The following is a 23,908-nucleotide window of genomic DNA, read 5'->3' as shown; positions in this document are numbered from 1 at the left end:
TCTCACGTCGACGGCACCTTGGGTAGTGGCCGGCCACCGTGGTCGGCTCCGAGCCTCCGCGCGGGGCCTCGCGCCAGCACGGCCAGGGCCAGCGTCATCACCCCTCCCGCCACCATCACCGGCAAGTACCCCACGCGCTCGGCCGTGATCCCGGCCAGCGGCGAGGCCAGCAACGAGCCGCTCATGTACACCACCTGCGCCACGGTGAACTGCGCGGCCGCAGCCCCGTCCTCGCGCCACGACATCGCGAGGTGGAACACCGCCACCGCCACCGCGCCTCCCGATGCGTTCTCGAGGCCACCCACGATCGCGTAGCCCACGGGCGTGACCGGGAACATCGAGTAGAGACCGAGGGCCACGAGCGCGAGGCCCTGCCCCGTGGCCGCGAGCGCGAGCAGGCTCGCCCACCCGCGACGCCACGCCACCGCACCTCCGAGCGCCGCGCCTGCGATGGTGGCCAGGCTCCCCACCGTGCCGTCGACCACTCCGATGAGCGGCAGCGAGAATCCCTTGTCGACGAGCATCGAGGTGGTCATGGCGCCGCCGAACGTCTCGCCGAACTTGGCGAACACCAGGAACAGCCACGGCCAGGCGCCGCGTCGCCGCAGGGCGCTCCACAGCGTGCGCAGCACCTGCCGCAGCGACGTGGGCACCACCGGCCGCGGGGGCTCGGAGAACCCCAGCACCATCACCAGCGATGCGAGCAGCAGCGCCGCCATGATCCCGAACGCTCCCGACCAGCCGAGCCACAGCGTCACCGACAGCAGCACGCCGCCGCCCACGAGGTTGCCGAGCTTGAAGCCCGAGACCTGCGCCGCGTTGCCCGGCGCGAGCTGCTGATCCTGCAACAGATCCACGGCCAGGCCGTCGACCGCCACGTCCTGGGTGGCCGCGAACACGTTGAGCACCAGGAACAGCAGCGCCACCGTGGTCAGGCTCTGGCGAGGATCGACCCCGGCCAGCACCAGCGTGATCGCGAGCATGCCCAGCTGGGCGGGCACCAGCCAGCTCTTGCGCCGCCCAAAGCCCGCATGGCCAAAACGATCCACCAGGGGAGCCCACACCACCTTGAGCGTCCAGGGCAGCGAGAGCAGCCCGGCAAACCCCACCGCGGTGAGCGACAGGCCCTCCTGCCGGAGGATCGCCGGCAGCGCCTTGGCCAGGAATCCGCCGGGCAGGCCCTGACAGAAGTACAGGGCGAACAGTAGAGGGAGGGTTCGGCCCACCACGCGAGCGGCACGATAGCGCGCTGGCCTCTGCTATCGTGCACCCAAGGTGAGCGATCGCCCCCCCGCCCCTCGCTTCGAGTCCGACGGCCCTGCGCCGGCCCTGATGGTCGAGCGCCGCGGGCGCCTGTTGGTGATCGCTGCGGGGGCGCTGCTGCTCGCGCTCGTGGTCAGCTCCGTGGCCAACACCAGCCGGGTGAGCCTGCACTGCGACGATGGAGTGCTCGTCGCCCATCGCGGCAGCCTGATGCCCGTGGGCGACGAGCCCCTCGACGACCCGAGCCTCCCTCCCCTGCCCGTGCCGATGGCGGTGTGCGAGGACGAAGAGTTCCCCGACCTCGCCACGCTTCGGACCCGCTACCACGAGATCGCACGCACTCGCATGGGCGAGGCCATGGCTCACCACCCGACCGCCGAGCCGCTCGAGCCGGCCACCCTCGATGCCCTCGCCGAGCTGCCCGAGGATGCCGACGAACAGACCGTGGCCGCGCGTCGGGCCATGCTGCGATCGATCGTGGACGCCAAGGTCGAGGCCGCCCGAAAGAGCCAGCAAGACGCCGTGCGTTGGATCGAGCAAGCTCGCCGTGCGGGCGTGGACCCGGCCCACCTGCGCGCAGCCGAGCGCATGCTGGGCCTGGTGCCCGCCACGCGAGCGCCCGACGAGCCCGACGAGCCCGAGCCACCGGCCAAGGACGAGCAAGCGCCCGCCGAGCCAACGGACGCTCCGCGATCGCGCTCGCTGTAGGCATGGCCTCACGAGCGCTGGGGAACGCGCCCACGCGCGTCACGGACCGAACGGCTCGTCGGCACAGAACGCGGCAAAGCTCAGATCATCGATGTACCAGCCCTGCTCGAACCCACAGCACGAGTCCAGGGTCTCGTAGGTGAAGCGCAGCTGACCGGCCATGCCCTGCCACGTCGACGTGTCGATGCTGATCATGTCCCAGTCGGTGCCCGCCCGCGGCCCGGGCACGAAGTTGCAGAACGGCTGCCCCCCCGCGCCCTGGCAATCGACCAGCATGTTCCAGGTGGCGCCGCCGTCGACCGACAGCTCGATCCGCTTGCCATCCACGAACGCCCCCTCGTCGACGTTCCACGACAGGAACGTGAGCGTGGGACCGACCAGACCCACGGAGGTGATCACCTGGGAGTCCTCGGTCTCATCCCCGGGATAGGGCATCTGGAGGTTGCCGTCGGTCCCGTAGACCGGAGCGTTGGGGAATGCCACGGCGGCATTGCTGGAGCTCTGGCCGGCCCCGTCGTAGAGGCCCCAGTCGGCGGTGCCCACCAGGCTGATCACGTTCCATCCGGCCACGCCGAGCGGATCGCTGAAGTCGCTGAAGTCGGTGTACGCCAGGCAGTCGAGGCACTGGCCGTCCTCGCAGAACGAGCACCCCAGGCCGCCGGGGCAGTCGCCGCAGTAGGACAGACCGGTGGCCTGCAGATTGTCGCGGCAGTAGCCCACGCCGTCGCAGCCATCGGCGCCGTTGCAGTCGTTCTCGAACGGATCCCCACAGGCGGTGCCCTCGGGCATGCCGGTCAGCCCGCACTCGCCCGAGATCGCACACACGCCCGTGCCGCACGCGGTGCCATAGGCGGCGCAGTCGGAGTCGGCCACGCACAGGCACTCGGTGGCGACGTTGAGCGAGTCGATGTACCAGCCCCGCTCGAACTCGCAGCAGGCGTCGACCGTGTCGTAGCCGAACTCCACGATGCCCATCTGGCCCTGGAGCGCGGGAGGAACCGGAAGCTGCACGAGATAGAACGCCCCGATGTCCTGGTCCATCGAGAAGCTGCAGAACGGGACGCCGGGATCGACGGCGCAGTCGGCCAGGGTGTCCCAGGTGGCCCCGCCGTCGACCGAGACCCGCACCGTCTTGTTGTCGGCCGCCCCGCCGCCCTGGTCGACGTGCCACGAGAGGAAGATGATCTCCGCGGGCAGCTCGGTGGGCGCGGTGCGAGCGTAGGAGGTCTCCACCTCGTTGCCCGGGAAGGGAGCGACCCGGTTGCCGTTGCTGCCGAGCACCTGGCCGGGGAACTCCATGGCCGGCTGAAGCTCGCTCTGCGGGGCCTGGCGGTGCAGCCCCCAGCTGCCGGTCAGCTCCCAGCCCTCGATGGAGCGGATGGTGGTGAAGTTGTTGGTGGCCGCCCGCACGTTGCACTCGCCGCACACGCCGGCCGAGCAGGTGCACGAGCCCGTGGGGCACTCGCAGGCCAGCCCCTCCTCGACGTGGTTGTCCAGGCAGGTGCCGCTGTTGTTGCAGCTGTCGGGCGCAGTGCAGGCGTTCTCGGTGGGGTCCCCGCACGGAGTATCGAAGGGGGCCGGCGCGGGCACGCACACGCCTCGCTCGTCGCACTCCGGCACCTCGCACTCCTGCACGGAGAGGCCCGCGCAGTCCTCGTCGGTCATGCACTCCACGTCCGGCCCGGTGGTCCCGGTGGTGTCCTCCGAGGTGGTGGTGTCCGAGGTGGTGGTTCCCTCGTCGATCGTCCCCCCCTCGCACTCGCACGCGTCGAAGCCCGAGCCATCGAGCCGGCAGGTCATGGTGCCGTCGGTACCGTCGGGACACGCACACGGCTGGTCCTGCCCCGGCGTGCACACCTCGCCGGGGCCGGTGCTGGTGGGCTCGTCGGTGGTGCCCGACTCGGTGTCGGAAGGAACGATCGGACTGCCGGGGCACCCGAGCAGCGCAGCGACGCCGACCAACAGTGAAGCGATGCGAGCAAGCCCATCGATGCGATGCATGACCCGGCGAGCGTAGCCCGTGGGCTCGCCGGGACTCAAACCAATCGGTGGCGATATCGCGCCGCACACGAACACGCGCCCTGGCATGCTTCACAGGGGAAGCGCCAGGGCGCGGATCGAGGAGCGTCGATCGAGCGTAGCGGGCTCAGCCGCCCCCACCCCCGCCCTTGGCGGTGGTGGGCCGCAGCTTGCCCATCGCGTAGCGAGCCATCAGCACCGAGAGCTGGTACTCCTTGGGCGGCCGCGAGTCCTTCTCGTCGTCGAGGATCCGCTCGAACTCGTCGGCACACTTGGCGCACGGCTTGCCCTGCATCACGTGCCCGGCCAGCCACGCCATGGTGGCGCGAGCATCGGGGTTGCGAACCTTGAACGCCTTGGAGATCGACTCGGCCACCTTCTCGTCGCCCATGGACATGCGCGCAAGGTTGAGCGCCGCGATCTCGCGGGCGAACCAGTCGCCGTTGGGATCGTCGAGCACGCTCTGGTAGCAGGCAGCGTCGGTGGCACACTTCTCGAGCGTCGCGATCCCGGTCTCCCAGCTCTTGGTGTTCTTGGCCACGTTGGCGTCCTTGGACGCCTCGGCGATCGCCGCCTTGATCGCGCCGACGCCCTCGGCCCCGGCCGCCTGGACGCCGAAGCGCGCCGACTCCCAGCGGACCTCGTAGACGAAGTCGGAGTTGTCGACCGCATCCTGGGCGTAGACCCCGTTCTTGATCATGTTCTCGAGGCACGCGGTGGCCTTGGGCCCGCCGATGCGACCGAGCGCCTCACCGATGGGGAACATGTCGCCGGGGTTCTTGGACCACGTCGAGCAGCTGCACAGCGCATCCACGGCCGCCTCGTCGCCGATGAGCCCGAGTGCGTTGGCGGTGACCGCTCGGATGCCCCCGGTGTCGATCACCGGCGCCTCCTCGTCACCCTCCTCGGTCTCCTCTTCCTCGTCCTTCTTCTTCTTGTCGTCCTCCTGCGGCGTGGCGCACTCCTTGTTGGGGAAGTACGCCACGAGATCGGCGGTGGCGGCCTTGGAGCCGATCACGCCCAGGAACGAGGCCGCCGCGTTCTGCACGTTGACCTGGTCGAGCCCGGCCTTGGCCGCGAGCTTTTGCACCTCGTCGTGCTCGGCCTTGAGCATCGCCACCACCCGCGGCACGGCGGGCTCGCCGATGGAGGCCAGGGCGATCTTCACCTTCTCGCCGATGTTGGTGGAGGTGAAGGCATCGGGCACCCGATAGGTCGCGGTGAGCAGGGCATCGGTGGCCGACGCGTCTCCGATCACCCCCAGGGCCTCGGCCACCTTGCGGTGCACGCCGACCGGCTGCTTGTCCTCGGACTGCTCGAGCGACGAGATCAGCACGGGCAGCGCCTTCGGGCTGCCGATCGCGCCCAGCGTGTCGACGAGCAGGCCTCGCACCTCGCCGGCCCGCTCGCCGTCGTCGTTCTTGGGATCGGCGATGAGCTTCTCGAGCTGGGCGATCACGGTGTCGAGCGAGCCGTCCGCCTTGGCCTTCTTGACGCCCTCGAGCGCGAGGAGGGTCGCATCGCGAGCCTCGGCGCTGCCGTCGAGCATGATGGCCTTGTTCCACACCGGGGCGCAGCCGGGGTGCCCGATGTCGAGGCACATCTGCAGCATCTTGGGCTGCTGCTCCTTGGCCTCGTCCCAGACCTCCTCGAACACCGGCACGACCTTGTCGGCGAACTCCTGCAGGAGATCGGCGTTGTCCTGCGCGGTGGAGACCGTCTTGACCAGGGTCTCGAGGCCCGAGAAGCCCTGCGGGCGCTTGTCGGCATCCTTGATGCGCTCGATGTGGGTCTCGAACTTGTTGGGATCGGGCTCCTTGCACGCGGACGCCATGACCGTGAGCGCGAGCATCGATGCAACCAAGAGCTTTCGCATTGGACTACTCCCTGCCTCGTTTCGTCGGTTCTCTTCCGTGGCGCCAGGGGGCACCACGCAACGAAGGGCGCCGTATGGTAACGCTCCCGCGCAGCCTGCGCCAAGCCCCCTGCGACGAATCCGTGGATCGAGGGGCCTAACGGCGATTGACGCGGCGCTTGCCCGGCTTGGGCACGCGCCCTCGCGGCGGCGCCTTCTTGCCGGGCTTCTTGCGCGACTCGACGGCCTCGTTGGCCTCGTCGTCCTCCGCCAGTGCCGCGTGGCGGACGACCACCGTGACCTCCTCGTCGGGCCCGCCGGTCGCCTGCGGGGGACGAATGGCGGCCACCCGCGGGGCGGGGGCCGGTCGCTCGGGCCGGGCCGCACGAGCCTCCACCCGCTCGGGGCGGCCGCCGGGTCGGCCCGCGGCGGGCTTGCTCGCAGCGGGCTTGCTCGCGGTGCCCATGGGGCGGCTTGCCGCCGGCCGAGCGCGCGGCGTGGCCACCGGACGCGCCTTGGCCGTCGACGCCGCCGTGGCGTCCGCGCCTTCGCCCATGACCACGTTGCCGCGGAAGGCAGCCCCGTCGGCGATGATGAGCCGAGGCGCGTCGATGTCGCCCACGAGCTTGGCTCCCCGCTCGAGGTGCACCGAGTTGGTGGCGCTGACGTTGCCCACCACGACCCCGCTCACCACCACGTCGCGCGCCTCGATCGTGGCGACCACCACGCCGCTCTGGGCCACGTGGACCGTCTCCGTGAGGGAGATGCTGCCTTCGATGCGGCCCTCGATGCGGAGGTCTTCCTCGCCGTGGACGCGCCCGTGGACGTGGATGCCTTCGCCGATGACGGTCATGCCTTCACTTCCCATCACCGGAGTCGAGCCTCCGTGCTGGCCACCATGCTGACGGGACGCCATGGGCTAGCCGTCCATGTCGACGTTGCCCTTGAACGAGGCGCCGTCGGCAATGAGGATGCGAGGCGCGCGGATGTCTCCAACCACGCGACAGTTGCTCTTGAGCTCGGCACGCTCGCTGGCCTGGATGTCGCCGGTCACCGTGCCGTGAATGGTGATGGTGGCGGTCTCGACGTTGGCTTCGAGGACACCGCTCTCCTCGACGAGGATGTTCTCGCGCAGACTGACCCGTCCCTTGACGGTGCCCTGCACGACGAGGTCCTCGTCCCCGGTGATCTCGCCGTCGATGACGATGGTGCTGCCTATGACGGTATTGGCCATTGGGAACGCTCGGGTTGGATGCTGCGGGTTGGCGTGGGCCGCGGGATGGGCCAGCAGAGGAATGCCCCCTGGGGGGCGCCGCGGTGGGGGTCGGCAGAAGGTGGATGCGGGGGCTAGGATGGCACGGTCTCAGCGCTTGAGGCCGCGCGCGAGATCCTCGGGGAGGTCGACGTCCATCTCGACGGCGCCCTGGAAGTGCGCGCCGTCGTGGATGATGACCCGGGGAGCGCGCACGTTGCCCGAGACGTGAGCACCCTTGTCGATGGTGATGGATTGCGAGGCCACGATGTCGCCCCGCACCTCGCCATGGACCTCGATGCTCTCCACGTCGAGGTCGGCCTCGAGCACGCCGCCGGTGGCCACGATGAGGTGGCCGGCCAGCGCGACGCTGCCCTCGATGCGACCCTCGACGACGAGATCCTCCTCGCCGGTCAGGGTGCCGCGGACGGTGATCTGTTGGCCCAGCACACAGGCCGGCGGACGCGGAGCAGTAGACGCCATGAGCGCGTGACTTTCCCTGGGAAGGCCTCGAATGCCGCCCAGGCGCCGGGTTGCTCCGGTGGCCCAGGAAAGCCGGCGCAGGCTAACAACCCCAATTGAGCGGGTCAAGCGACGCTTCGGGGACCGAGCCGGCCGGCGGAGTGAGCCGGCGAAGCGGGCCAGCGGAGTGGGCCGGTGAAGCGGGCCGGCGGAGTGAGCATTGGCGCGTTCGGTAACCCACGTCGCGACCGCGCCGATCCCTCGCCATGGCGGGTCCCAACCCCATGCCCGGGTGGTACACGTCGCCCGAATCCACACCGGGAGACCGGCTCCCGACCCCCTTCGCCGGCGCCCTCGCGCCGCCACCGTGAGCGCGCCGTGAGCCCCAAGCGACACAGGTTCCCCGACGAGCCGATCACCCGTGACGAGCTCTGCGATGCGTTCGTGAACGCGGAGCGCAGCGACCCTTCTTCACACCTCATCGGGACCGAGCTCGAGAAGGCCGGCGTGTACATGCCCAGCGACGGCAGCCCGCCACGGCCGGTGAGCTACGACGAGCACGTGCTGCCCACGCTACAGGCGCTCGTGAAGCAATTCGGCTGGGCCCACGGAGCCGATCGCGGGCCCAACGACGAGATCATCGACCTCGTGCGCGACGGGGCATCGATCACCCTCGAGCCCGGCGGCCAGCTCGAGCTGTCGGGCGCTCCCTTGCGCAACGTCCACCAGACCTGCGCCGAGTTCTCGCAGCACTACGACGAGCTGCATGCGGTCTCGGGGCCGCTGTCGCTGGCCTGGATGACGGCCGGTCACCATCCGTGGGCCACCCGCGACGAGATCCACTGGATGCCCAAGGGGCGCTACCAGGTGATGCGCGCCTACCTGCCCACGCGCGGGAGCCGAGGCCTGGACATGATGCTGCGCACCTGCACCGTGCAGGCCAACTTCGACTACGCCTCCGAGTCCCAGTGTGCCGAGCGCTTTCGCCTGGCCAATGCGATGGCGCCGGTGCTCACCGCCCTGTTCGCCAACTCGCCCTACGTGGAGGGGCGCTCGGCTGGCGTGGCCTCGGTGCGCTCGCAGGTGTGGCTCGACGTCGATCCCGATCGCTGTGGCGTGCCCCGCTTCGCGTTCGAGGACTTCTCGTACGAGCGCTACGTGGACTGGGCGCTCGACGTGCCGATGTTCTTCGTCAAGCGCAGCGGCCGCTTCCATCCGCACCACCAGACGTTCCGCCACTTCCTCGAGCACGGCTTCTCGGCCCCGGACGGTGAGCAACACCACGCCACCCACCGCGACTGGTTCCTGCACCTGTCCACCGTGTTCCCCGAGGTCCGGCTCAAGCCCCACCTCGAGCTGCGCTCGGCCGACGCGGTGGGATCGCGCTACGTGTGTGCCCTGCCCGCCCTGGGCAAGGCCCTGCTCTACGACGACGACGCCGGCGGCGAGGCCTGGGAGCGCCTGTCGGGCTTCCGCTACGAGGAGCGGCTCGATCTATGGAAGGAGGCGATCGAGCACGGACTCCGCTCGCCCCGCCTGCGCGAGCTCGCCCGCGCGCTGCTCGATCTCGCGCGCCGTGCCCTCGATGCGGCCGACATCCGCGACGACAAGGGCCGGACCGAGGCTCGCTTCATCGACCGCCTCGAGCCCCTGGTCGACCAGGGCCACAGCCCCGCCCACGAGGTGCTCGATGCGCTCGGCGAGGCACCCGGACGCGACGCCGACGCTCGACGAGCCTTCGTGCGCGCGTTCCACTTCGCCGGGGTCGCCGGGCCCGACTAACGCTGGAGGGTGGCCGAGGGCGCGAGCACGTCGACGAAGCGCTCGCGTGCTTCGATGCCCTGCTCGGTCAAGTACGCGTCGGCCTGGCCAGCGAGCCGTCCGTACTCGTGCTCGGTGGTCAGCGCGGCCAGCCGCAGCCGCGTGGCCGCGAGGTGCCCTCGCATGCCGTGGCGCTCGAACAGCGCCTGGGCCCGCCGCCAGCTCCGGCGCGCGGCCGCGACATCCCCCTCGAGCGACAACAGGGCGGCCTCGCTCAGCAGCGCCCGTCCCCGCGCGGCGGGATCCGGCGAGCGATGCCACCGGCGCACCAGCGCCCGCGTCCGGGCTGCGAGGGCACGGTCGCTCGGGTCTCGCAGCGCCAGCTGGACGAGGCAGCGGCCGGCAAGGCGATCGACGACGCCCATCGCACGACGCACGTGCTCCAGGCCAGCCCCGCGCAGCTCGGTGCGCAAGGCATCGATGCGCTGCAGCGCCTGCTCGACCTCGCCGGACTGGAGCAGCACCTCCACCTCGACGCAGTCGAGGACCGAGGTGACCTGCGAGTACCGGGCGGGTGCCCACGCGGCGCGGCCGGCCGCGAGGTGCCGGCGAGCCTCCGCGAGCTCGTCGTACCGCAGCGCGACCGTGACCGCGCGGGCCTCGAGCGACGCCAGCTCCTGCAGATTGCCCTGATCGCGCGCGATCGCGACGAGCCCGGGAAGCTCGCGCCGCAGCTCGGCCAGATCCCCGCGGAGCAGCCGAACCTCCACGCGGCGCACGGTGAGCCGGGGCCGCATCCAGCCGGCCGAGGGAACCTCCTCGAGGCGCGCCTGCATGGCCTCGAGCCGCTCGCATGCGCGCTCGTAGCGATACGAGAGCCAGTCGAGCTCGACGCTCGCGAGGTCGAGCTCGAGGTCGAGCTCGGGATCGGCCGCGATCGCGGCGAGCTCCTGGGCCTCGATGGCCAGCGTACGCGCCCGCGCGTGGCGTCCCTTGCCGGCCAGGATCGTGATCTCGTGGCGGAGCGCCTTGCCCAGCCGCCGCGGCTCGCCCGCGTCGAGGGCCAGGGACAGCGCGCGCGCATGCAGAGCCGTGGATGGCAGCAGCCCTTGCGTACCGTCGGTCGCCGCCAGCAAGGTGTCCAGTCGCTCGAGCCGATCGCGCGGGACCTCGGCCTCGGTGCGGGCCTGGTAGCTCCATCCACGCAGCCACAGGCGCAGCCGCTCCCGCAGCAGCAGCACGAGCGCTGCCCGTCGCGTGGCCGGTGCGGGCTCGCCGAGGTCGTGCAACAACGCGGTGGTCAGCGCGATCGACTCGTCGATGTGCCCGCTGCGCGCCAGCTCGTTCGACGCCTCACGGCGCAGCGCTCGAGCGTCCTCGGGCTCGGCCGTACCGGCGAGCTCGAGCAGCAGCGTCGCCGCCTCGGACCCGTGGCCGAGGTTGGCGAGCTGTCGCGCCAGCGCCCGGCGGATCCCATGCCGCCGCGTTGCCGCGACATCGGCGGGCAATAGCTCGAGCGCTCGGCGATAGAGCTCCACCGCCCGCGCGAATGCCAGGGCCTCCGCCGCCCGCTCCGCGGCCCGCTCGGTGAGCGAGGCAGCGCGCTCGGGCGCGCCCCCTTGGGCGTAGTGCCCGGCCAGCGTCTCCGGATCGGCGCCATGCTGCTCGAGCACGTGGGCCAGGCCTCGGTGCAGCTCCCGTCGCTCCTGGTCGGGCAGCTCGCCGAGCAGCACCTCCGCGATGCGGTTGTGCGAGATCTCGACCAGCATCTGCGTCTCGCCGCCGCCCAGCTCGCGAGCCCTGAGCGAGACCAAGCCCATCGCCGACGCGTCGTCGACCGCGGACCGAACCGCGTCGATGCTCAGGATCTCGGCCAGCGCCGTCAAGGAGACCGGTCCACCGGCCACCGCCATGCACGCCAGCACTCGCCGGGTGTCGGCCGCGAGCTCGGCGAGCCGATCGACCACGATGCGCTCGATGCTGGCCCGCCGGCCCGGCCCCTGCGGCGGCTCGTCGGCCAGCGCCTGGGCGATCACGAACGGGCTGCCACCCGCGCCGCGAACGACCTCCTGCAGGCGCTCCGCATCGTGCCCGGGGCCGCGAGCGAACGCCTGCGCCAGCTCGAGCGCCGCCGCCTCCGGCAGCGGCCCCACCTCCAGCGCTCGCACGTCGCGGCCCTCCAGCGCCACCGGATCGGTCAGCGCCCGCAGCACCGCGTTGTCGGCCTGCTCGTCGCGAAACGCCAGGATCAGCAGCAGCGAGGGAGCATCGGGCGGTCGCATGAGCGACGTCAGCAGGTTCACGCCATCGAGGTTGCCCCACTGGAGATCGTCGATCACCACGACCAGCGGCCGTCGCGAGCCCAGGCGGGCCAAGACCTCGCGCAGCGCCGCCAGCCCCAGGCGCCGCTGGTCGGCCGGCTCTCGCACCGCAGGGAGATCCTCGTCGTGGCCGACCTCCCACAGATCGGCCAGCACCGGAAACAAGCGGGTCATCGGGCGGATGTGCCTGGGCCGGGCCTCGGCCCGCTGCTCCGACGACCCGCGACGCAGGTGCACCGACAGCGCATCGACCACCGTGTCCACGCCCTTGTACGACACCCACACCCGCTCGTAGCAGCGCCCCGCCAGGACCAGCGTGCGCTCGTCGTTGCGCGCATGCGCGAGCAAGCGCGCAACGACGGCCGACTTGCCGTGCCCGCTCCGCCCGTGCACGTGCACCGTCACCGACGCCCCCCGCTCGGTCACGTCGCGCAGCGCGTCCTCGAGCCCCCGTAGCTCGGCGTCCCGCCCCACGAACGGAACTCGCCGCACCACCCGCGTATCCCCCACCGAGCGACGTGCCCCGCCCGGCGAGCGCTCGACTCGCCCCTCGAGCAGCTCGAGCAGCTCGCGACCCGTGGGTCGCAGGGCCGGGTCGCGCTGCAGCAGCCGCAGGCACAGCTCCCGCAGGTGCGGGGGCACCTCGAAGCCCGCGGCCGCGGGATCGGGTGGATCGCGATCCTGCTTGAGCAGGATGATCTTCATCGGAGCGCCCGAGAACGGCAACGAGCCCGTCAGGCACTCGTACAGCATCACCCCGATCGCGTAGTAGTCGACGGCCGGGCCGGTCTCCGCATCGGCCTGCTCCGGCGCCATGTAGGCCGGCGTTCCCAGGAGCTGTCCGTCACGGGTGATCCCGCCCTCGAAGCCGATCTGCTCGGACACCAGGCCGAAGTCGAGGATCACCACGCGACCGCGAGCGGTGACCAGCACGTTCGAGGGCTTGAGATCGCGATGGATGCACCGAGCCCGGTGCAGGTGATGCACCCCGCGGACGAGCTGCACCAGCGCATCCTCGAGGCGCCCGATGTCCGGCAGGCGTCCCTCGGCCACGTCGCGCCGCACGTGGTCGGTGAACTGCGCGCCCTCGACCAGCTCCATGCTGAAGAACGCTCGTCCGTCGGCCGGGACGAACAGCTCCCGCAGCTCGACCAGGTTCTCGTGGGTGATGTCGGCGAGCGCACGGAACTCGCGCTTGAAGCGATAGAAGCGCGTGGGGCTGGTGGTATGGAGGACCTTGAGCGCCACCCGCTCGCCCGAGCCGTCGCGGATCGCACAAAAGACCTCCCCCATCGCTCCCGAGCCCAGCCGCCGCTCGATGAGGAATTCACCCAGCCGATCCCCCGCGAGCACCCCCGTGGTGGGTCCTTCGGGGGGCAGCCCCGGCATCGTGGAGCGCGAGGGGTCTTCCAGCATCGGCGACGCCGCACGGTCCCGCATGGAGGCGATGAGCCGCTCCATGTGCCAATCGACGCGATCATCGGGCTCGGGTGCGTCGGGCGACCGCGTCATGGGAAGGGAGCACCGTTTCGATCAGAAATCGCCGAGGTCCACTTCCTCGCTGTGCTCGTCCGGCAGCGGGGCTGGCTTGGCATCACCGGCATCGTCCTGGGCGCTGGCCAGCGCCTGCTTCCACTCCGGAACCTGCTGCGGCTCCTCGTCATCCATGATGAGGAAGTCGTCGTCATCGAGCATCTCGATCTCGTCGACCTCGTCCGCCTCCTCGGCCGCCGGCTCGGCCGCGGCCGTCGGCGTCCCCGCCTCGGTCGACACATCGCCGGACACCACGGTCTCTTGCGTGGCCGTCGGAGGGGTGGAGACCAGCGCGGTCTCGTCGACTCCGACCGGAGCATCCACCGCTGCGGCCTCGGCCGCGAGCAACGGGTTGGGGACGCGCTCGGTCATGTCGCCCGGTGGCAGCGAAGGATCGTCCTCGAGGCGCTCCATCGCCAGCGTCTCGTCCGACAGGACCGGCATGGCCGTGAGCGTTGCGTCGGGCGATTCGATGGGCACCGCCGTGACCTGCAGCTCGAGCGAGGTCTGCGAGCGGTCGGACGCGGCCTCCGCGGGCGCGGGCTCGTCGTCCTCGTCCTCGTCCTCCTCGTCCTCGTCGATCCCGGGAAGATCGTCGAAGTCGATGCCCGCCAGCGGATCGAGCTCGACCGCGGCGGGAGCACCGACCGACGCCGTGCTCGCCGGATCGTCACCCTCGGTCGGCGAGGTTTCCGCGCCGGGCTCCTCGACTCCAGCGCCCCCCAGCCGCGCAAGCAGCTCGGCGTCGCGCTCCGCATCGTCGTCGAGGGCCGCCTGCGCCCCCTCGCGCGATGCGATCGCGATCGAAGGCCCGTCGCCCGTCTCGCCCTCGGCTGGCTCGGCCGCGGCTGCGGCCATCAGCGCCTGCTGGAGCATCCGCAGATCCGCGAACATCGGCGCGGGCTCGACCGCGGGCTCGGTCGCTTCGACCGCAGGCTCGGCCGCTTCGACCGCGGGCTCGGCCGCTTCGACCGCGGGCTCGGCCGCTTCGACCGCGGGCTCGGCCGCCACGCTCGGCACGGGGTCCGCGGCCGGAGGCGGCGTCGGGCGCCTCGCAGCGGGCGCCGGGGTCCACGTGCTCGCCCCCGACTTGCGCGAAGGAGCGGGCGTTGGCGTGCGCGGCACCGATCCGGTCGGCGTCCCGTGACCATCGAGCAGCGGACCCAGCTCGGGATCCTCTCCAACGTCACGCACGAGCTCCTCGGCCCGCTGCCGGGCCCACGCCAGCGCGTCATCGAGGCTCGCAGCATCGAGCCCCTCTCCTCTCAGCAGATCATCGAGCTCCATGCGGCCTGCACCCGGTGAGCGGACCGCACCGTAACACGAGCACGGTCCTCCCGGGCCCTCACGAGCCCCCCAACCGGCCCATGCTCGGGCTCTTGCGCCCTACGCCGCCCCGAGCAGCGCTCGCAGGGCAGGCTCCGCTGCCCCGAGGGCCTCGTCGAGGCCAGTCAGCTTCGGGCCTCCCGCCTGGGCCAGGTCTGGTCGACCCCCCCCCCGACCATCCACGTGACGAGCCAGCTCACCGACGAGCTTGCCCGCGTGCACGCGCGCCTGCAGATCCTTGGTGATCGCCACGAGCAGGGTCGCCTTGCCGTCGGTCTCCGCCGCCAGCACCACCACGCCCGAGCCCAGTCGATCGCGCAGGGCATCGGCGGCCGAGCGCAGCGTCTTGACGTCGGTCCCCGAGAGCCGCCGCGTGAGCAGCTTGATCCCCTCCACCTCGGTGACCTCGTCGGTGGCCGTGCCGCCGCCGGTGGCCAGCTTCTGCTTGAGCGTGGCGATCTCGCGATCGCGCTGCTTCAGCTCGGCCTGCAGCCGACCGATTCGCTCCGGCAGCTCCTGGGGCGAGCCGGCATGGAGCTGCGCCGACGCCTCGGCCGTGACCTCGGCCAACGACTGCACGTAGGCCAGCGCCCCCTCCCCGGTGACCGCCTCGATGCGTCGCACCCCCTGCGCGATGCTGCTCTCGCCCACGATCGAGAACAAGCCGATGTCTCCGGCCCGCTCCACATGGGTCCCGCCGCACAGCTCCACGCTGTCATCGGCCAGCCGCACCACTCGCACGCGCTCGCCGTACTTCTCACCGAACAGGCCAATGGCTCCCTCGGCCTTGGCCTCCAGCATCGACAGCTCCTTGGTCACGCTGGCCGTGTTCGACAGCACCATCGCGTTGACCCGCTGCTCGAGCGCACGCCGCTGCTCGACCGTGATCGCCCGATTGTGACTGAAGTCGAAGCGCAGGCGCTCGGGTGAGACCAGCGATCCCTTCTGCACCACGTGCTCACCGAGTTCGGCGCGCAGCGCATGGTGCAGCAGGTGCGTCGCGCTGTGGTTGCGACGGATCGCCTGTCGCCGCGCACGGTCGACCTGCAGCGTCAGCGTCGTGCCCACGCGCACCTCACCATGGAGCACCCGCCCGCGGTGCACGTGCATCCCGGCCCGCGGCTTGAGGGTGTCCTCGATCTCCACCTTCACGGTGGCTCCCCCCTTGGCGCTGGGCTCGGTGTGGAACGCCAGACCGGTGTCACCCACCTGACCGCCGCTCTCGGCGTAGAACGGAGTGCGATCGAGCACCAGCTCCACCGCTTGGCCGGCCTCGGCACGCTCGACGCTCGCTCCGTCGACCACGATCGCCGTGACCACCCCTCGCGCCTCCTCCGAGGCGTAGCCCAGGAACTCGGTGTCACCCACCTCGCCGTGGACCTCGAAGTACACGTCGGCCACCGCCTCGCCCGCTCCGAGGTCCGACCCGCGACCACCGCCTTCGCCCTGCTGAGCCTTGAGTTCCGCTTCGGCGGCCTTCTCGTCCAGCGACAGCCCATGCTCGCGCAGGATCACCGCCGTCAGATCGATGGGGAATCCATACGTGTTGTAGAGGTCGGCCGCCACCGCAGGATCGAAGCTCGGCCGCCCACTCTCGTGCTTGTCGATGGACTTGCGCAGCCTTCGAAGCCCGCGATCGAGCGTGCGGCGGAAGCTCTCCTCCTCGCCGCGCACCACCTCCTCGATCACCGCTGCGCGCTCGTGCAGCTCCGGGTACACGTCGCCGAACACCTCGATCACCTTGCGGCAGACCTCGTGCATGAACGGCTCCGCGAGCCCCACGTCGGCCCCGTGCCGAATCGCCCGACGCATGATCCGGCGCAGCACGTAGTTGCGCCCCCCCTTGTCGGGGAACACCCCGTCGGCCACCAGGAACGCGGTCGCACGGGCGTGGTCGGCGATCACCCGGAACGGCGCCTCGCCCACGCCCGAGGGCACCGAGTCCCCCGCCAAGCGCTTGGCCTCCTCGACCATCGGGGACAGCAGATCGGTCTCGTAGTTGCTCCCCGCGCCCAGCACGGCCGCCGCCACGCGCTCGAGCCCCGACCCGGTGTCGATGCTCGGCTTGGGCAGCGGCCGCATGGTCCCGTCGCCCGGCTTCTCGTACTGCATGAACACCAGGTTCCACAGCTCGACGAAGTCCGAGTCCGCATACGCAGGGCCGGTGCCGGGCTCAGCCGCGGTGGCCGGCGCCACGTCGCCCTTGTAGATGTGGATCTCCGAACACGGCCCGCAGGGGCCCGTGTCGCCCATCTGCCAGAAGTTGTCCTTGGCAGAGCAGCGGTAGATCCGTCCGCGCGGCACGTAGGCGGCCCACAGCTCCGCCGCCTCCTCGTCCGGCGGCGCGTCCTCGCCCTGCCCGTCATAGATCGTCACCACCAGCCGCTCGGAGGGCAGCCCCAGGTCCTCGGTCAGGAACTTCCAGGCCCACTCGATGGCCTCGCGCTTGAAGTAGTCGCCGAACGAGAAGTTGCCGAGCATCTCGAACAGCGTCTGGTGGCGCGGCGTGAAGCCCACGTTGTCGAGGTCGTTGTGCTTGCCGCCGGCCCGCACGCAGCGCTGCACCGTCACCGCGCGCGAGTAGGGTCGCTGCTCGCGGCCGGTGAACACGTCCTTGAACTGGTTCATCCCCGCGTTCACGAACAAGAGCGTGGGGTCGTCCTGCGGGACCAGCGACGAGCTGGGCACGTGGGTGTGGCCGCGGGCCACGAAGTAGTCCACGAAGCGCTGGCGGATTCCAGCCGCAGTGTGGGCCGCGGTGAGCAAGCGGCGGTTGGAATCAGCCATACTCGATCTCCATGCCGGGGGAGCCTCCCCCGCCCGAGGCCACGCCTCGGAAGTACAGGGCAAAGTCGTCGGGGTTGGTCGACGCGGCGAGCGCCATCTCGTAGGTGACCAGGTCGCGCTGCACCAGCTCGGTCAGCGACTGGTCGAACGAGATCATCCCATAGGGGTGGGCGCCGTCCTTGATGGCATCGACCACCTCCACCGTGCGCGACTCGTCGATGATCATGTCGCGGATGCGCGGGGTGTTGATCATGACCTCGACGGCCGGGATCATCCCGCGCCCATCCGCTCGCGGCAGGAGGCGCTGCGACACGACCCCCGCCAGGATCTGCGCCAGCTGCAGGCGAATCGCGTGCTGCTGGTGCGGAGGAAAGATCTGCACGATCCGCCCGATGGTCTCCGTGGCATCGAGCGTGTGCAGGGTGGAGAACACCAGGTGCCCGGTCTCCGCCGCCAGCATCGCGGTCTGGATCGTCTCGTGATCACGCATCTCGCCCACCAGCACCACGTCGGGGTCCTGACGCAGCGCGGCGCGCAGGGCGTTGGAGAAGTTCAGCGTGTCGAAGCCGATCTCGCGCTGGTTGACCACCGAGCGCCGGTCCTGGAACACGTACTCGATGGGATCCTCGATGGTGATGATGTGGCTGGCGCGCTCGATGTTGATCACGTTCAGCAGCGAGGCCAGCGTGGTCGACTTGCCCGAGCCGGTGATGCCGGTCACCAGGATGAGCCCGCGGTGCTCGCGGGCCAGCTCCTTGACGCGAGCGGGCAGGTTCAGCCGCTCGAACGGCGGGATGTCGGCGCCGATGATGCGCATCACCATGCCGCACTCCCCACGCTGTCGGAACACGTTCACGCGGTAGCGCAGGCCGTCGGGCGTCGCGTACGCCAGATCGACCTCGTGCTGCGTCATGAACTTCTCGTGGGTGTGCTCGCTCATGATGTTCATCGCGAACGTCATGATCACGTCCGAGGTCATCGGCGGCACGTCCTTGAGCGTCCGCAGCGCCCCACGGATGCGGAACACCGGCGGCAGCCCGACCTTGAGATGGACGTCGGACGCGCCGAGCTTGCGCGCCGCCCCCAGGACTCGGTCGAAGATCTCGTTCATGGGTCCCGAAGGTAGCGGATCGACGCGGGGCCCGAACACGCTGAAGGCCGCGCGCCAACGCACGGGCGTCGGCGGCGGCCTATTTCGACGTTCCTGGGCCCTTGCGGGGCTGCCGAGGCGGGGTGGGACCGAGCCGCTACGCCTGCTTGAGCTGGGCCGAGATGTCCATCACCGTGACCCCCTTGCGGAGCGGCGACCTCGGGGCCAAGGGCTTGACTCCCAGCTCGTCTTCCACCACCCGCAGTGCGACCTCGCGGGTGAGGCCGGTCTGGGCGGCGATGTCATCGGCCACCGCGACCAACGACCGAGGATCGACCTCGGCATCGAGCAGCAGAGAGGCCCGGTTGCGACGCAGCAGATCGATGGCGTCCTCGAACGCTTGCTTGCTGACCATGATCGAACGTCCTCGTTGGGGGGACACAGGTACGCGTCGACCCACAGCATAGTCGCTTCTCGGACGATTGTTGTCGGGGTGTCCCAAAACAGGCTGTGGAAAACGGCGGCGTCGGCTCACGATTCAGGGACATCCCGACGGATCAAAAAGAGGTTCCTGACCGCGATCTTCGCAGAGCTTGCGAAATCCGCCCGTCAACCGCGCGACATTCCCGACACGTTCGTAAGGCTTCCCCGCAAAGCCGTCCCGAACGCGGCCATCTCGCTTCCGGACGATTCCTTGCCGCTCACCGAGCTGCCGGTGCCGGTGGATCTCACGGCGCCAGGCCCTCCGCGAGCGCGAGCACGGCGGCCAGGCCCTCGTCGCACGTGGGTCGGATCTGCTCGGGTGGCAAGACGAAGCCGGTCCCGCCGCGTGGGCGAAGCTCGATCACGAACGACGGCGTGCCGCGGGTGCCGTAGGCCCAGTCCATCAAGGTCCCCGCCGCCGGATAGAGCGAGGCCCCGGCGATCAAGCGATAGCGCTCGCCGTGCTGCGCACGGATGGCGTCGCCCATGTCCTTGGCCAGCGCGTGGAGGTAGGCGTGGTCCGCCGCGGGCTTCTTGGTGTGGCTCCACGGGTGGAGCAGCAGCTGCCCGTAGCTGTGGAAGTCCACGTGGGCATCGAAGCGCTCCGCTTCCATCGCCGAGGCGATCGCCTGCGACTCGGGCTCGGAGAACGGCGCCGAGCCGCGGTAGACCTGCGAGGCCGGCTTGTCGCTGCTGCCCTCGCCGCCCCATGCGAGCCCGAAGTTGCGGTTGAGATCCACGCCGTGCTCATCGCGGCGGTTCTTTCGCCAGTAGCGATCGCGGTGCCAGCTGTGCTCGTAGCCATCGGGATTGGACACGGGGAGCACCACGAGCTCCACCTCGTCGACGAAGCGGCGCAGGCGAGGGTCGTCGGCATAGCCGCGCACGAGGCGATCGGCCACGCAGGTGGTGACCATCATCGAGATCCACTCGCGGGCGTGCAGGCCGGAGTCGATCAGCATGCGGCGGCGGGGCTGGTGCTGGCTCTCGCCCTGGCCCCCGGCCTGGCCCCCACCCTGGCCGTGGATCCGGAGGGCGAGGAGCGGGCGGCCCTGCAGCGAGGTCCCGAGGGTCTGCACGGTGGCGAGATCGGGGCGCAGGGCGGCGAGGTCTTCGAGGTAGGCGTGGATGGCGGGCAGGTCGCGGTACTCGGAGAACCATTGATCCGGGGTGGGCGGACGCTGGGCCTCGGCAACCGCAACCGCCTCGAGCCGCTCGCGCTCGGCCGCGGCCACCGCCTCCACGTCGGGGACGAGCACCTGCCACGCAAGGCCCTGGGTGTGCAGCCAGGCGAGGCCTTCCGGGTCGAGCACCACGTCGAGCGTGGGCTCGGCGACGTGCTCGCTCCACACGTCGATGGCTCGCGTCAGCACCGTCTCGCGCTCGGCCTCGGAGCGCGGCGTGACGCGAACGGCCGCCAGCACGGGGGCATGGGTGGCCATCCCGTCTTCGGTGGACAGCGCCGGGGTGGGCACACGACCGCCGATGAGGACGAGCAGGCCGGCGAGCATCACCAGCCCGAATAGAGCGGTCCAGCGCCCGTAGCGCGGCGGCGACGGCGTGCCGAGCCAGCGCCAGGGTGGAGCATCGCGGCGGGTACGGGTGGGATCTTCGGGCGCTCGGCGCATCATTCATGGACGACAGTAGCGGAAATCTCCCGGCCGCGGTCGCCCGCCGGGCCAATGAGCGCCCCGAGGGCCACGAAGGCCCTGGCCTGGTAGGCGCTCACGGCGGGGTGCAGTCGATCACATGGGCGTCGACGGTCGTGGCACCGCGGGCGTCGCGAACGACGACGCGGACCTGGTGCGGGGCGTTCACCTCGATCTCATCGAGCGACCCATCGAGCAACACGCCGTCGAGCTCCCAGCGGATCGACGCGATGTCGTTCTCGACATCCGACGCATCGACGTCGAGGTCCACGGTCGTGCCGCACGTGACCGAGCTCGGCATGTCGATGCTCGCCGCGGGTGGAGTGCCGATCGTGGTGCTCTCCATCAACTCGAACCACGCCTTCATCGGCTCTCTCTGACCGTTGCAGGGCACATCGAAGTAGAACTCGACCCCGTTGGCCGGCCCAGCGCTCATCCACTCGCCGCTCGTCAGCACGAAGACCTTCTCTTGATTGGCCTCGACGTGCTCGAACGCGAACGGCCCCACATCGAGGTGCGTCCGCAGGTGCAGCGCGCCCGGTGGGAAGCCCTTCCAGTAGTTGCCTTCGATGTCGATCCCCATTGCCGGCTGGACGAGGTCGACCTCGAGCGCGTCGAGCGGCAGCTCGATGGGCGTACCGTCGCAGTCGATCTCCACGCCGAGTGACTGGACCTGCTCGATGTGCAGCGAGCCGAGGTAGAATGGACAGGGGTCCTCGGCGTTGCCCTCGGTGCACGTCGAGGACCCCATCGAGCCAACCACGGAGACGCTCTGCGGGTCTTCGTCGTCGAGCGACATCACCGTGAGCGTGCCCTCGAGCTCGATCAGCCATTTCTGTCCCGTACCGAGCGGGAGCTGTGCGGGCGTCGGCCGCGACGGCGCGGCCCGGCAGACGTCTTCCGCGAACGCGTCGCAGCAGTCCGACTCCAGGTTGCAGGTCAATGCGTGCGGCTCGTACCAGATGCCATCGCCGTCCTCGTGCTCGGTGGGGATCCGCGGGATCGAGGGCGTCGACGTCTCCGACAGCAGCGTCGGTGTCTCGAAGGCCCCGGAAGCCGAGCAGGTCGCGGAGACGTGCGGGTCGTCGGCGTAGTACTGCTCGCAGGCGACGACACAGCTGGCGGCGATCTCGTCGAGTTCTGCGTCGGTGGGGTCCTCGACGTCCTCCGCCCATCCGTGGACCACGAAGCCATCGAACGGGCCGCCCCACTCCGAAGGGACCTCGGGAGGATCGAGCGGAGTGTCGACGATTGCTAGCGTGGGGCAGAGCCCGCTCTGGGGCTCCTCGGTGCACGTGGTCAGCGTCACGACGAGGTCCTCGGCCGCTTCGCAGCCGAACGTTCCGCTCCGCACGGTATAGCTCGACATGAACGCGTTGGGCTCGCGGACCAACTCGATGGTGTCGAGGATGATCTCGCCGGGGCCGTTGGCGGCAGGGAGCTGGACCTCGAGGGAGGTCAGAGCTTCGGGGGTGAAGGTGCCGGTACCCAGACCGTTCGCGAACTCGGCGAAGGAGACTTCGATGGTTTGCATGAAGAAGTCGGCAGCACAGGTCTCGGTGGCTGGCCCGATCCCTTGCACGACTGACCAAACGGCGTCCTGTTGAACCAGGGGCCGAACGTTGACAGTTCGCGTGGCGTCACCCATGCTGGTGAGCTGGACCGCCAAAGACCAGGGTGCGGTCTCGGCAATGTCGCAATTCTCAGGCGTATTGAAGGGATTGCCCACCAACCGCGAACGTACGCCTACCCGCATACGCGCATGCGTAAATCCAGTGCTGTCCAGAGGACCCACCTCATGATTGGGAAGTCCCTCGAGTGACCAGCGCACGTGGCCATCTGAGACGCCATCGCCATATAGACGAAGTCCGTTCGTAGCGTGCCCGGTGGGGAAGAAGCTCCGCGTATCTTCGTTTTCACATTCCATCACCTGCCCCACATCCGGATCGCACGCACCACCGTTGAGATCCAGAATCTCACCTAGCTCCCATTCATCAAACGACCCAGAACCTTGGAGGCTCGTCTCGATGAACTGCTGACCGTCCTCGAACGCGTCGACGATCGCACGATCCTCTGGAGGCAAAAGAGGATCTATCCACGCCCCGAGGATCACGGGTTGGTTGTAACAATCGTCCCCATCCCACGCACACCCACGTGTCAGATCGCAGGCAGGCTCCGATAGCCCCAAGCAGTCGACATCGTCGCAATCGGGGTCGACGAACACACACCCCTGCGTGGCCCTGCACTCGTCCTCAGAAAGCGAGGAGCAATCGAGCCCGTGTGAAAGTTGGTCGTAGCCATCGAGATAATCCCACCACGAAGGTTCTACCACATCCTCTGGAAATCTCCGAAACGAGAAAAAATCTGCATACTCTTCAGAATCGCGCTCAAGCACGTGATATCGCAAGAACGCACGGGTATAACTACTGGCAACTGCGTGGCCCTTGTCCAGATAATCCGCGTCAGTCAACATCGAACGTGCCTCCTGCTCGTCCGAAAGCGTCATCGCTGACACACCACCAAAGGCATTGTGGGGAACGTCGTAGGCTCGCAGGATCACCTTGGGCGCCCCGGCAGGCATCTCAGACCCCATCCTATCGTACGCTGTGACGGGGTCTCCTATGACCTGCTCGTCCACTGCGGAGGCGATCGCCAAGAACGGGCGCGTAGCCTCCGGCGTCACAACGCCGATGTTGTAGCGCCCGCCCATGGCCACAATCGTGTCAATCTCGAGCAGTCCGTCGAACAGAATCGGACCGATCGCCAGGATCGCCGATTCGCCTCCTCGGGAGTGCCCCATCAACGAAACGCCGCACCCGACGTGCTCGCTATCCTCCCATGCCTGAGTCAGGTAGCGAACCGCACATGCCATGGCGTTCGCGGCGGATTGAGCGTTGAAACTGGTGTTCGAATTGGGATCGATATCGATATTGGCTACGATGAAGCCATCCTCGACAATCGGCCTGAATACATGGTCGTACTGTGTCGCATCCTGGCCGATCCCGTGATGAAACACCAAGATGGGAAATCGGCCTTCCGGCCATTCCCCAGGACTCACCCCCACAGATGTCTGGGGACGGTAGATGCGAAGGTCGAGCGGCACCGGCACCTCAGGCGCAAGATCCCCACATATCTCGAGTTCATCGAATACACCCCCACTCACTGTATCGTGAAGGCGATCGAGAACGGGTACGAGCACCCCCTGATCTTCCGCCACATGATATCCACCTCCGGGCAATACCTCACAATCACCATCATCGCCTCCATCAGCCGTAGTATCGGCACTCCCAGTCGAATCATCGCCAATCGAACCGCTCGTCGAACTGACAAGTCCCAAACCGGACGAGTCGTAGGTGCAACCCAGGGCACACACTCCAACGACAGCAACAAACAAGAATC

General features: G+C 69.5%; 15 protein-coding genes. 2 read left to right on the top strand and 13 right to left on the bottom strand.

The features are described 5' to 3' along the window. Positions 1 to 2 precede the first annotated feature (2 nt). Positions 3 to 1,229, bottom strand: a complete 1,227-nt coding sequence (locus OEB96_RS32645; protein ID WP_266220745.1) for an MFS transporter — start codon at positions 1,227 to 1,229, stop codon at positions 3 to 5. Positions 1,230 to 1,275: 46 nt separating this feature from the next. Here OEB96_RS32645 and OEB96_RS32640 point away from each other — a divergent pair, with 46 nt between their 5' ends. Further along, positions 1,276 to 1,971 (top strand): hypothetical protein, encoded by a 696-nt coding sequence (locus tag OEB96_RS32640; RefSeq protein WP_266220744.1) that lies wholly within the window; start codon positions 1,276 to 1,278, stop codon positions 1,969 to 1,971. A 39-nt stretch (positions 1,972 to 2,010) separates the two neighbouring features. On the opposite strand, the gene OEB96_RS32635 is transcribed toward OEB96_RS32640, so the two are convergent. The 5 genes from OEB96_RS32635 to OEB96_RS32615 all read right to left on the bottom strand — a co-directional run bounded on the left by OEB96_RS32635 (position 2,011) and on the right by OEB96_RS32615 (position 7,580). Then, positions 2,011 to 3,972 (bottom strand): hypothetical protein, encoded by a 1,962-nt coding sequence (locus OEB96_RS32635; protein WP_266220743.1) that lies wholly within the window; start codon positions 3,970 to 3,972, stop codon positions 2,011 to 2,013. Between the two features lie 145 nt (positions 3,973 to 4,117). Further along, the gene (locus OEB96_RS32630; protein WP_266220742.1) at positions 4,118 to 5,866 is read right to left on the bottom strand and encodes a HEAT repeat domain-containing protein; all 1,749 of its coding nucleotides are present in this window, start codon (positions 5,864 to 5,866) and stop codon (positions 4,118 to 4,120) included. Positions 5,867 to 6,002: 136 nt separating this feature from the next. Further along, positions 6,003 to 6,698, bottom strand: coding sequence for a bactofilin family protein (locus OEB96_RS32625; protein WP_266220741.1), 696 nt, complete (start codon positions 6,696 to 6,698; stop codon positions 6,003 to 6,005). A gap of 66 nt (positions 6,699 to 6,764) precedes the next feature. Beyond that, entirely contained in the window at positions 6,765 to 7,079 is a 315-nt protein-coding gene (locus OEB96_RS32620; protein WP_266220740.1) for a bactofilin family protein, read from the bottom strand. Positions 7,080 to 7,208: 129 nt separating this feature from the next. After that, positions 7,209 to 7,580, bottom strand: a complete 372-nt coding sequence (locus OEB96_RS32615; RefSeq protein ID WP_266220739.1) for a bactofilin family protein — start codon at positions 7,578 to 7,580, stop codon at positions 7,209 to 7,211. A gap of 357 nt (positions 7,581 to 7,937) precedes the next feature. Between OEB96_RS32615 and OEB96_RS32610 the strand changes: the two genes are divergently transcribed. Continuing rightward, positions 7,938 to 9,341: a glutamate--cysteine ligase gene (locus OEB96_RS32610; protein ID WP_266220738.1), complete on the top strand. Its 1,404-nt coding sequence runs from the start codon at positions 7,938 to 7,940 to the stop codon at positions 9,339 to 9,341. On the opposite strand, the gene OEB96_RS32605 is transcribed toward OEB96_RS32610, so the two are convergent. The 7 genes from OEB96_RS32605 to OEB96_RS32575 form a co-directional block, all read right to left on the bottom strand. After that, on the bottom strand, positions 9,338 to 13,153 hold the full coding sequence (locus tag OEB96_RS32605; protein WP_266220737.1) for a serine/threonine-protein kinase: 3,816 nt from the start codon (positions 13,151 to 13,153) through the stop codon (positions 9,338 to 9,340). The genes OEB96_RS32610 and OEB96_RS32605 overlap by 4 nt on opposite strands. A gap of 21 nt (positions 13,154 to 13,174) precedes the next feature. Next, positions 13,175 to 14,461, bottom strand: coding sequence for a hypothetical protein (locus OEB96_RS32600; RefSeq protein WP_266220736.1), 1,287 nt, complete (start codon positions 14,459 to 14,461; stop codon positions 13,175 to 13,177). A 99-nt stretch (positions 14,462 to 14,560) separates the two neighbouring features. Then, on the bottom strand, positions 14,561 to 17,287 hold the full coding sequence (alaS, locus tag OEB96_RS32595) for an alanine--tRNA ligase (RefSeq protein WP_266220735.1): 2,727 nt from the start codon (positions 17,285 to 17,287) through the stop codon (positions 14,561 to 14,563). Beyond that, entirely contained in the window at positions 17,280 to 18,398 is a 1,119-nt protein-coding gene (locus tag OEB96_RS32590) for a type IV pilus twitching motility protein PilT (RefSeq protein WP_266220734.1), read from the bottom strand. Before OEB96_RS32590 ends, alaS begins: the two co-directional genes overlap by 8 nt. Positions 18,399 to 18,534: 136 nt before the next feature. Then, positions 18,535 to 18,792: a hypothetical protein gene (locus OEB96_RS32585; protein ID WP_266220733.1), complete on the bottom strand. Its 258-nt coding sequence runs from the start codon at positions 18,790 to 18,792 to the stop codon at positions 18,535 to 18,537. Positions 18,793 to 19,105: 313 nt separating this feature from the next. Beyond that, positions 19,106 to 20,491 carry a M14 family metallopeptidase gene (locus tag OEB96_RS32580; RefSeq protein WP_266220732.1) on the bottom strand — a complete coding sequence of 462 codons (1,386 nt, stop codon included), beginning with the start codon at positions 20,489 to 20,491 and terminating at the stop codon, positions 19,106 to 19,108. 94 nt (positions 20,492 to 20,585) lie between these two features. Next, positions 20,586 to 23,618, bottom strand: a complete 3,033-nt coding sequence (locus OEB96_RS32575) for an alpha/beta hydrolase (protein ID WP_266220731.1) — start codon at positions 23,616 to 23,618, stop codon at positions 20,586 to 20,588. Positions 23,619 to 23,908: the final 290 nt, after the last annotated feature.

Origin of the sequence: Paraliomyxa miuraensis (assembly GCF_026337845.1) — a bacterium.
In the GTDB taxonomy this organism is placed as follows: domain Bacteria; phylum Myxococcota_A; class Polyangia; order Nannocystales; family Nannocystaceae; genus Paraliomyxa; species Paraliomyxa miuraensis.
The sequence above is the reverse complement of the archived record's forward strand: the minus strand, read 5'-3'. Positions and strand labels throughout refer to the sequence as shown.

Coding starts and splice junctions, on each gene's coding strand:
- OEB96_RS32630 (WP_266220742.1), bottom strand. CDS start 5,866: ATGCGAAAGCTCTTGGTTGCATCGATGCTCGCGCTCACGGTCATGGCG.
- OEB96_RS32635 (WP_266220743.1), bottom strand. CDS start 3,972: ATGCATCGCATCGATGGGCTTGCTCGCATCGCTTCACTGTTGGTCGGC.
- OEB96_RS32590 (WP_266220734.1), bottom strand. CDS start 18,398: ATGAACGAGATCTTCGACCGAGTCCTGGGGGCGGCGCGCAAGCTCGGC.
- OEB96_RS32620 (WP_266220740.1), bottom strand. CDS start 7,079: ATGGCCAATACCGTCATAGGCAGCACCATCGTCATCGACGGCGAGATC.
- OEB96_RS32625 (WP_266220741.1), bottom strand. CDS start 6,698: ATGACCGTCATCGGCGAAGGCATCCACGTCCACGGGCGCGTCCACGGC.
- alaS (WP_266220735.1), bottom strand. CDS start 17,287: ATGGCTGATTCCAACCGCCGCTTGCTCACCGCGGCCCACACTGCGGCT.
- OEB96_RS32600 (WP_266220736.1), bottom strand. CDS start 14,461: ATGGAGCTCGATGATCTGCTGAGAGGAGAGGGGCTCGATGCTGCGAGC.
- OEB96_RS32580 (WP_266220732.1), bottom strand. CDS start 20,491: ATGATGCGCCGAGCGCCCGAAGATCCCACCCGTACCCGCCGCGATGCT.
- OEB96_RS32605 (WP_266220737.1), bottom strand. CDS start 13,153: ATGACGCGGTCGCCCGACGCACCCGAGCCCGATGATCGCGTCGATTGG.
- OEB96_RS32615 (WP_266220739.1), bottom strand. CDS start 7,580: ATGGCGTCTACTGCTCCGCGTCCGCCGGCCTGTGTGCTGGGCCAACAG.
- OEB96_RS32585 (WP_266220733.1), bottom strand. CDS start 18,792: ATGGTCAGCAAGCAAGCGTTCGAGGACGCCATCGATCTGCTGCGTCGC.